General features: G+C 63.8%; 10 protein-coding genes, 1 tRNA gene and 1 pseudogene. 6 read left to right on the plus strand and 6 right to left on the minus strand.

Annotation, left to right across the window (positions count from 1 at the left end):
* Positions 1–304: pseudogene (locus tag NEI07_RS07425) on the plus strand (phytoene desaturase family protein); the annotation flags it as partial.
* 50 nt (positions 305–354) lie between these two features.
* Here NEI07_RS07425 and NEI07_RS07430 read toward each other — a convergent pair.
* Both NEI07_RS07430 and NEI07_RS07435 read right to left on the minus strand, forming a co-directional pair.
* Entirely contained in the window at positions 355–597 is a 243-nt protein-coding gene (locus tag NEI07_RS07430; protein WP_256033739.1) for a hypothetical protein, read from the minus strand.
* 125 nt (positions 598–722) lie between these two features.
* Positions 723–1934: a cation:proton antiporter gene (locus NEI07_RS07435; RefSeq protein ID WP_256033740.1), complete on the minus strand. Its 1212-nt coding sequence runs from the start codon at positions 1932–1934 to the stop codon at positions 723–725.
* Between the two features lie 208 nt (positions 1935–2142).
* On the opposite strand from NEI07_RS07435, the gene NEI07_RS07440 reads away from it, so the two are divergent.
* A complete protein-coding gene (locus NEI07_RS07440; RefSeq protein WP_256033743.1) occupies positions 2143–3729 on the plus strand; it encodes an MFS transporter in 1587 nt (528 codons plus the stop codon).
* 17 nt (positions 3730–3746) lie between these two features.
* Here NEI07_RS07440 and NEI07_RS07445 read toward each other — a convergent pair whose 3' ends face one another.
* Complete coding sequence (locus NEI07_RS07445; protein WP_256033744.1) at positions 3747–4259, minus strand: DUF1643 domain-containing protein; 513 nt, start codon at positions 4257–4259, stop codon at positions 3747–3749.
* A 190-nt stretch (positions 4260–4449) separates the two neighbouring features.
* Here NEI07_RS07445 and NEI07_RS07450 point away from each other — a divergent pair, with 190 nt between their 5' ends.
* Complete coding sequence (locus tag NEI07_RS07450; protein WP_256033745.1) at positions 4450–4701, plus strand: CsbD family protein; 252 nt, start codon at positions 4450–4452, stop codon at positions 4699–4701.
* 59 nt (positions 4702–4760) lie between these two features.
* Here NEI07_RS07450 and NEI07_RS07455 read toward each other — a convergent pair.
* The 3 genes from NEI07_RS07455 to NEI07_RS07465 form a co-directional block, all read right to left on the minus strand.
* Positions 4761–4835 (minus strand) — tRNA-Val (locus NEI07_RS07455).
* Positions 4836–4944: 109 nt separating this feature from the next.
* Complete coding sequence (locus NEI07_RS07460; protein WP_256033746.1) at positions 4945–5487, minus strand: HD domain-containing protein; 543 nt, start codon at positions 5485–5487, stop codon at positions 4945–4947.
* Between the two features lie 72 nt (positions 5488–5559).
* Positions 5560–6264, minus strand: coding sequence for an HAD family hydrolase (locus NEI07_RS07465; protein WP_256033747.1), 705 nt, complete (start codon positions 6262–6264; stop codon positions 5560–5562).
* Between the two features lie 129 nt (positions 6265–6393).
* Between NEI07_RS07465 and NEI07_RS07470 the strand changes: the two genes are divergently transcribed.
* The 3 genes from NEI07_RS07470 to gor are packed head-to-tail and all read left to right on the plus strand — an operon-like array spanning position 6394 to position 8923.
* Positions 6394–6792, plus strand: coding sequence for a hypothetical protein (locus NEI07_RS07470; protein WP_256033748.1), 399 nt, complete (start codon positions 6394–6396; stop codon positions 6790–6792).
* Between the two features lie 29 nt (positions 6793–6821).
* Positions 6822–7544 (plus strand): ribose-5-phosphate isomerase RpiA, encoded by a 723-nt coding sequence (gene rpiA, locus NEI07_RS07475; protein ID WP_305123654.1) that lies wholly within the window; start codon positions 6822–6824, stop codon positions 7542–7544.
* On the plus strand, positions 7541–8923 hold the full coding sequence (gene gor, locus NEI07_RS07480; RefSeq protein ID WP_256033749.1) for a glutathione-disulfide reductase: 1383 nt from the start codon (positions 7541–7543) through the stop codon (positions 8921–8923). The genes rpiA and gor overlap by 4 nt, the downstream gene beginning before the upstream one ends.
* Positions 8924–9149: the final 226 nt, after the last annotated feature.

Genomic DNA, 9149 nt, shown 5'->3' on the forward strand with positions numbered 1-9149 from the left:
CGCCATACAGGTCTCTCTTGACCGCGACTATCCGGGCTTTTCCGGTCTGGTCACGACGCGGATGCTGCTCAACGCCTATTCGATGGCGAGCTATCTCAACACGCCGGAAGGCGCCGTGTACGGCTTTGCGGCGCTGCCCGCGGAAGCGCCCATCTTGATGGGATTTCCGCGCACGCCGCACACGCCGATCGCCGGACTCTATCTCGCCTCGGCTTTCGGCGGCGAGCATGGCTTCAACGGCGCGATGTTGTCGGGCGCCGAGGCCGCGCGGCTCGCCGAAAGAAGGCTCGCCGTCGCGACCTGATGATGTGAGGCGCGGATTAAAGGCGCGGCGACGTGTTGCGCCGCGCGTTGTTAGTGCTTGCGCTTTTTGCCGCCCGTCGACACGAGGCCGAGTTCGGCTTTGCAGGCGACGCTGATCGATCCCGCATTGGCTCTCAGGCATCGCTCGATGGCGACGGCGTCCGGAATATACGCCTCGCAGACACGATTCGCGTCGCCTTCACAGGCCTCGCGCTGTTCAGGCGTTCCTTGAGCGAAAGCCGGCGTGAGCGCAAAAAAAGCCAGCACAGCCGAGAGCCTCAAAATGATGCGCATTCAGATCGTCCTTCCTGTTGTCCGCGCTTCGAGGCGTAACGCAAGCGCGCCACGCGGCAGGCGCGCTTCCTCGAGCGACAATGGGGACGTTGATTGCATCGCGCCCGCCGGGAATCAAGTCGCATTTATCCCTCCAGGACGGACTCCTTCTCCGGCTCCGCGGAATGAACACGCTGCGGCGCCGTCTCCGGGGGCAGCCGATGGCGCGGCAAATAAAGACTGTTCGCTATCATTGTGGGCACGATCGCCGTCGCGATGATCGCGGCGACGAGCGTCGAATATTGGTTTTCGTCGATGATATTGTTCGACAGGCCGAAAAGCGCCGAAATCGTGCCGAATGTGAGGCCGGAGGCCATCAGCAGCGTCGTATACATGGCGTCCTTGTGCGGCGACCCGAATCGGCGCGCCACGGGATAGACGCTGACGATCTTGGTCGCCATCTCGACGGCAAGAAAGGCGGCGACGCCAAGCGGCGCGGCAAGAACGGCCGGGATGGAAACAAAGTATCCGGCTCGGATGAAATAAAAGGGCGTCAGCAGGCCGATGGTCACCGCCCGAATCTTGCGAATGAGCGCGTGGTCGCGCCCGACGGAGCCTGCGAGCGCCATGCCGATCAAATAGGCGGGCAGGACGCCTTCGCTCCCGGCCCAAGTCGCGAGCGCGCCGAGCGCCATCAGCGCGAAGAACAGGAATTTTGTCTCGAATTCGGAGGGGCGCCCGCCGAACTTCGCAAAGATCACAGGCGTCGCCCGCGGCAATCCGACGAACGCCGCGCCGACCGCTGCGACGAACACGGCGGTCTTCCAGGTGAAGGGCGCGAATACGAGGCCAAGCGTCACGACCGTGCCGAGATCGGTGATGAAACAGGCGGCGAGAATGGTCTTGCCGAAATCGGTGCGGTTAAAGCCATATTCCATCATCACCGTATAGACGACGGCGACGGAGGTGGCGGCGAGCGCGATGCCGGCAAGCAGCGCCGGCGAACTCTCCCAACCCAGCAGATAATAGGCGACCGCCCAGCAACCGATGGCGGGCGCGAGGAAACTCGCAGCGCCGACCGACGCAGCCTCCTTCCACTTCAGCTTAAAAACGTCGGGATCGAGTTCGGCGCCCGCGAGAAACGTCAGCGCGATGGCGCCAAGTCCGGCGAGCGTCTTGACCCAAGGCTCCTGAAGGCTGAAGATTTCAGCGCCGACGGTCGCGGCGAAAAGCGTCCGCGCGCACATGCCGATAATAATTTCGGTCAACGCCGTCGAGATGCGAAATCTGGCGGCGATCATCGCGGCGATGAGCGCGAGGCCGAATATGAGCGCCACCTGAAACCAGATCCCCGTCATGCGCCTTCTCCGCTTTTCAGGCGGCTTGTATGGCGTAGGGCGCCGGCCTTTGACAAGCTTGCGGCGCTTTTGGCCAAGGCGCGCATCGTGACAAATGCGTTGTTTTGAGTGATGAGTCACCCGCGCAAATGAGAAAACGGATGAAGCTGCGCTCTTCAAGCGACCTGCGATCGGCTTGGCGTCCCGCGCGCCCAGCTGGAGCGCAACGGTGGTGACAAAGCAGGCGCGAATGAAAGGCTGGCGATTCCTGCTGCTCAACGTCGCGGCGGGCGCGGCGAACGTCGTCATGTTGTCGAATGTGCCGGGATACACGGTGCTCGCGCCCTACGCCGCCGGAAGCCTCGAGGGCGTGACGCCGAGCTACGGCACGTGGGCGACGACCGACCATATGGTCGGCATTGCACTCGGCCTTCCCTTGTCCCGGTGGCTTTCGGGGCGGCTTGGCGCCTATCGCGTGCTGGTCGGCGCCCTTGTCGCCTATGCCGCCGTTTCCCTGATGTGCGCGGCGAGCGAGACGATCTGGTTTTTCGCGCCGATGCGCTTTCTGCTCGGCCTTATTGGCGGCGTCGCCCTTCCGCTCGCGCAATCGGTGACGCTTGCGCAATATCCAGATGATCAGCGCACGCTCGGGGTCGGCTTCTGGGGCGTCATGAGCATGGCGCCCTTCACCATCGGCGTCTTCATGGGCGGCTTCTGGGCGGAATATTTCAACTGGCGCTGGCTGTTTTATTCCAATGTCCTGGTCGCCTTACCCGTGGCGGGCGTTGTCGCTGCGCTGTTCTATGGGAGCGGCTTTGAGCGCCGCATGACGCGCTTCGACACGATCGGCTTCATTCTGCTCGCGACGGTGTTGCTCGGCGTGCAGACCATTCTCAACATGGGCAATGATTTCGACTGGTTCGCTTCGCCCGTGCTCGCATGGCTGCTCCTGGTCGTTCTCCTGGCTTTGCCGATGTTCATCTTCTGGGAGTTCGGCGAGCGACGGCCCGCCCTCGACCTGCGGCTGTTTCTGCACCGCAATTTCGCGATCGCGACATTGTGTTCGCTGGTCGGCTTTCTGATCATTCAGGGCCTGCTGTCGGTGTTCATCGTGCAACTGCAGGTGCTGCTCGGCTACACCTCTTCGCTCGCCGGCATGGTCTATCTGGCCATGATTTTTCTGGCGATGGCGGCTGCGGCCGTCGTGCATGAACTCACGAGAAACGTCGACGCGCGACTTATCGTCTTCCTCAATTTCATCGGTCTCGCGGTGACATTCGTGTGGCTCGGCCACTACGACAAGAGCGCCTCGTTCGATAGCGTCACGACGCCGATGTTCTTCTTCGGCTTTTCTCTTGCAATGTTCTTTGCGCCGCTCGCGACGCTCGCCATGACCGGATTCGCCGGCGAACGACTGATCCGCGCCGCGGAGGAGCTCGCGATGCTGCGCACGGTGTTCGGCGCCATGGGCATCACGCTGCTCGGCGTGCTCGTCTTCCGCCGCACGCCCTTCCATCAGCTCGACCTCGCCGATCATTTCGGCGGACGCCGCTTCGCCTCGCTCGACCTGCTTGCCTCGTTCCTGGAGCGTATGCAGGCGATGGGCATGTCGCCGAATGCGGCGCGCGCTCGGGCGGCGCAGCTCATCCGCCAGCAGGCGGCGATCCTGGCGCTCAACGACGCCTTTCTGTTCGGCGCGATGACATTCATCTTGCTGGCGGGAGTGATCTGGCTCGCCTACCCAAGCTATGCGTCCAAGAAGCGCCGACAGACGCTAAACCGGCTGACCGCCGAAGAGCTGATGGAGCAGCCGTAAGATCCGGGCGCGGCCTTTTATGGAAAGCGCTCAAGCGACTGGCTAGCGCGAACGTAGAGCGGATGGCGGGGTGCGCCGCGCCGCGTCCTGCCGAGGCAGGCGAGACGCGCGCCCGATGCGTGAAACATCCGCAGCGCTTCGTCGACCCGATCTCCTCGAACCTGTGCGCCCCACGCGCAAATGATGGGGAGCGACTGAGCGATCGCTTGCGCGGCGAGGCCAACGAGCGTTCGCCAATTCTCCGGGCCGATCGGATCGCGCGCCGACCACAGCGCCTCGGGCGAGGGCGAGCGCAGCCCGTAAAGATTGGCGACGATAAGTCCGCCGGCCCCTTCGCGCCGCGCGAAGCCGATGCAGCGGCGAATTGTCGGATCATCCTCTTTCGCGTCGGCTGTCGAGGGATTGAGCATGACGAAGGGCAAAAGCGGCGCGCCGCTCCATCTGCGCGTGAGACTATAGCGATAAGCCCCGCACGCGGAGATGACGGCCGCTCTCTCAATCTCGCGCACCGCGCCGGAGAGGTCAGGCATTGTTGGCCCTTCGGCAATCTGTTCCGGCGTTGGCGGTTTCAAATGTAACGAATGATCTCACGATCGTCACTGCATCGAAGCCCGACTAATAAATCGGCCGAAACGGGAACATATCTGCAGCACGGCAGTTATTCATTTGTCTTGACCGTGGCGATGGTCACGTAGCGATCTTCACAAGGAGGAAGTTTTCATGAGTTCGACCAGCGATAAACTTAAAGGCGCCGTGAATGAAGCGACAGGGACTGCGAAGCAGGCCGCCGGAAAGGTGATCGGCTCTCCCCAACTGGAAGGCGAGGGCGTGTTGCAGGAAATGAAGGGGAAGGGCCAAACGGCGCTCGGAGAGGCCAAGGACGCCATTGCCGATGCGCTGGATGCTGCGGCGACCAAGGCGAAGGAAGTCGCCAAAAACGCCAAGGAAGCCGTTCACAAGGCTACCGAATAAGAGTTCCGCTCGCGAGCCTCCCTCTCCTTACGAGGGTAGGTTCGCCGTGCGGCGCTCAATGGTGGGCGGCACAGGGATTGAACCTGTGACCCCTCCCGTGTGAAGGGAGTGCTCTCCCGCTGAGCTAGCCGCCCGTCGCCATCGGCGATCGATCCTCCTCGTGTAGGAGAGCCCGGCGCCCTCCGTCAAGACCGCAGATTCGCCCTCCGCCGAGGCTCAAGCCTGGGCGACGCGCCCGGCCGCTCACGGCGGGGTCCAATCCTTCGACAGAACACGGCGCACCATCGGCTCGAAGGTCGAGAGCGGCTCGTTTTTATAGGCGGGATCGAACGACACTTCGTCATATTTGGCGCAGAACTCGATCGTCTGCTCATAGGCCGGGTCCGACCTGAATTTGTCGCGGGCGTTCGGATCGAGGCCAAGGTGGGCGGCGTAGAAATAGGTCTGGAACAGGCCGTGCTGCGCCAGCATCCAGTAATTGTCGCGGCTGATGAAGGGCCTCAGGATCGCGGCGATCACCTCGCCATGGTTGAAAGGTCCAAGCGTTTCGCACGCGTCATGCAACAGCGCGACGACCACATATTCTTCGTCCTTGCCGTCGCGCAGCGCGCGCGTCGCCGATTGCAGACAATGATCGCAGCGCGTGATGTTATAGGCCGTGTCCTTGCTCAGATCCCGCAGCAGTCCAAAGAGCCGGTCCGGCAGTTCCTTGAGCGTATGCTCGTGAACCTGTTTGAGGATCTGAAAATCTTCGTCCGTGCCTTGGTCCATCCGCGTGAAATGCATTTTCTCCATATTGCAAACCTTTCCCAGAACTTGCGCGGCGCCAGCCTCGACGGCGAAGCGGCGCTCAAAAGATCAGGACGCCTCGATCGCGCGGTGGAACAGCGCCTCGTCCAGCGAGGCGACCGCGTCCCACAGCTCGTCGAAATGCGAAATCACGCGATCGGGCGAAAACGCCGCGACGGGCGTGTCGGTATAGCCGAAATCCACCGCCACCGACGGCGTTCCGGCGGCGCGGGCGGTATCGATGTCGGTCTTGGAATCCCCGACCATCACCGCGCGCCTTGGGTCGCCGTCCGCCGCCTCGACCGTCAGCCACAGCGTGCGCGGATCGGGCTTATGCATGGGAAAGCTGCCGCGGCCGCAGATCGCCGCGAAGCGGTCCGCCGCCGAGAGTTTTTGCAACAGCAGCCGCGCCAGTTCTTCAGGCTTATTGGTGCAGACGGCGAGGCGAAAGCCGGCCGTCTTGAACCGATCGAGCGCCGCGAGCGCGCCGGGGAACAGCCTGCTTTCGTCGGCGATGTGCGCCTCGTAATAAACCAGGAAATCGCGCACCAGCCCCTCGGCGCGCGCCGGATCGAGCAGCGCGCCCTGAAGGGCGAAGCCGCGCTCGATCAGCGCCCGCGCGCCGGCGCCGACGAGCGGCCGTCCGGCCTCGAGCGCGAGCGGCGTCAGTCCCTCGCGCATGAGCAGAACATTGAGCGTGCCGATGAGATCATAGGCGGTGTCGGCCAATGTGCCGTCAAGGTCGAAAACGAGAACGGGGGAGCGGCTTGTCATATGCAGGGGGTAGCCGCGCGGCCCCCCGGGATCAAGCTCCGTTGATTCGACAGGCGAATTTTGCCGCCTCCGCACGCGCGGACTCTGCGTGTAGACTGCGCCGACCGATTCGCGACAGGGAGCGCAAATATGCGTGAAACGCGCCATTTCCATACGCGTCGACGTGCCGCTTTGACGGCCGGCGCGCTTGTCTTCGCCCTTTCCGGGGCGTCGACGGCGACGGCCGGAAATTACGAATTTCTGGCGGCGCCGCAGACGGATCTCAATCGCGTGTTTCGCCTCGACCGCTCCAATGGCGAGGTCGGCGCCTGCCAATACGGCTTGAAAGAAAGCGCTGCGATCGGCGTGACGCTGTGCTATCCGCCCGGCGAGGGCGCGCGCGCCGGCGTTTTCAGCGAATATGCGCTGGTCGCTTCGCGTCATACCGGGGAAGGCGGCGTATTCCGCGTCGATCTGCGTTCCGGCATGATGTCGATCTGCTTCGTGCTGAACGAAACATCGGTGGTCTGCACGCCGCCGGCCAAATGAGCGATCGACCTGGCGAAGCGAATGTCCGTATGAGCGCCTTTTCCGCCGAGGCAATGAAGCGCGCCGCCGCGCAAGCGGCGCTCGAGTCCGTCACGCATGGCATGCGGCTCGGGCTCGGCACGGGATCGACGGCGGCGCATTTCGTCGATCTTCTCGGCGCCCGCGTCAGGGAGGGGCTGGAGGTCGTTTGCGTGCCGACCTCCGAGCGCACCCGCGCTCAGGCCGAAAGCCTCGGGATATCGCTCTCCACGCTCGACGAGACGCCGCAACTCGATCTCACCATCGACGGCGCTGACGAATTCGACGCGGCGCTTCGCCTGATCAAAGGCGGCGGCGGCGCGCTGCTGCGCGAAAAGATCGTCGCCGCCGCCTCGACGCGCATGTTCGTCATCGCCGACGCGACGAAGGAAGTGCAGACGCTCGGCGCCTTCCCGCTACCCGTCGAAATCGATCGGTTCGGCGCACGCTCCACCATGCTGCATATCGAACGGGTCGCGCGCGGTCTGGGACTCATCGGCCCGCTGATGATGCGCGAAGCGGAGCCTGGCGAGCGCTTCATCACTGACGGGGGACATTACATCGTCGATTGCGCATTTGGCGCGATCGACGATGCTGACGCCCTCGCTGCGCGGCTTTCGGCGATTCCCGGAGTCGTGGATCACGGGCTGTTCATCGGACTCGCAACGGCGATCTTCATCGCCGGCGCCGAGGGCGTGCGCATCTTGGGAAACATATCGGGCGACCCCTTATGACTTTCGACTATGACCTTATCGTCGTCGGCGCCGGATCCGGCGGCGTTCGCGCGGCGCGCGTCGCCGCAAGCCATGGCGCGAAAGTCGCGATCGCCGAGGAATTTCGCGTCGGCGGCACCTGCGTCATTCGCGGCTGCGTCCCCAAAAAGCTTTACGTTCTCGCGAGCCGCTTCCACGATGATTTCAAGGACGCCGCCGGTTTCGGCTGGCGCGTCGGCGACGTCTCTTTTGACTGGCCGGCGCTCGTCGCCGCAAAGGAAAAGGAGATCACGCGCCTTTCAGGCCTTTACGCTGAAACGCTCGCGAGTTCCGGCGTCGAGCTCATCCGCGCGCGCGCGACGCTCACCGATCGAAACGGCGTGCGTTTTTCCAACGGCCGCTCCGCCCGCGCCCGCTACATTCTCATCGCCACCGGCGGCGCGCCGGTGCTCGCCCCGCACATTCCGGGCATCGAATTCGGCATATCTTCGAACGAGATTTTCGATCTGCCGAAATTTCCGCAACGGCTGCTGATCGTTGGAGCGGGATATATCGCCGTCGAATTCGCAAGCGTCTTCGCGCGGCTCGGCGCGAAGGTGCATCTCGCCTATCGCGCCGATCTGCCGCTGCGCGGCTTCGACGACGATTTGCGTTCGCGCCTCTGCGAAGCGCTCAAGACGGCGGGCGTCGCGCACCGGGCCGGCGCCCTGCCGACGCGCATTACGAAAAACGCTGACGTTCTGGCGGTCGAGATGAGCGACGGCGCGCCGCTTGAGGTCGACTGCCTGCTCATCGCCACGGGGCGCAGGCCGATGACGCAGAATCTCGGCCTGGAGGCGGCGGGCGTCGAGCTGCGCGAAAACGGCGCCGTCGCCGTCGACGAGCGCTCGCGCTCGAATGTCGAATCCATCTACGCCGTCGGCGACGTCACCGATCGGATCAATCTGACGCCTGTCGCCATTCGCGAGGGGCAAGCCTTCGCCGACAGCGTCTTCGGCGCGACGCCGACGACGGTCGATTATGCACATACGCCAAGCGCCGTCTTCACCACGCCCGAAATCGGAACGGTTGGACTGACCGAGGCCGAGGCGCTCGCGCAGCATGGCGCGATCGATATTTATGAGACGCAGTTTCGCCCCATGCGCGCGACGCTCTCTGGACGCGGCGAACGCGTTTATATGAAGCTGATCATCCACGGCTCGAACGGACGCGTGCTTGGCGCGCATATTTTGGGTCCCGAGGCGGGGGAGATGGCGCAGCTCATCGCCGTCGCCTTGCGGATGGGCGCGACGAAGAGCGATTTCGACGCGACGATGGCCGTGCATCCGACGATGGCGGAGGAACTCGTGACAATGCGCGCGCCGTCACGGCTGCTCAGGCCGCATTCGAAATCCGGTTAAGCGGCTCGGCTGTCATTCCCGACGCGCGCGATGCGCGCGATCGGGAATCCAGAGCAAAACCAGCGTTCCTGGATCGGCTCTGGATTCCCGGTCAGGCCTGCGGCCTGCCGGGAATGACATTCTTGGAGCGAACAAATCAGGCGGAAACCATATCAGGATTAAGCTTCGATCCGCTGGCGCGGCGGCTGCGCCGCAACAGGCTGCTGCTCCGGAACGGGCTGCGCCG

Source organism: Methylocystis suflitae (assembly GCF_024448135.1).
In the GTDB taxonomy this organism is placed as follows: Bacteria; Pseudomonadota; Alphaproteobacteria; order Rhizobiales; family Beijerinckiaceae; genus Methylocystis; species Methylocystis suflitae.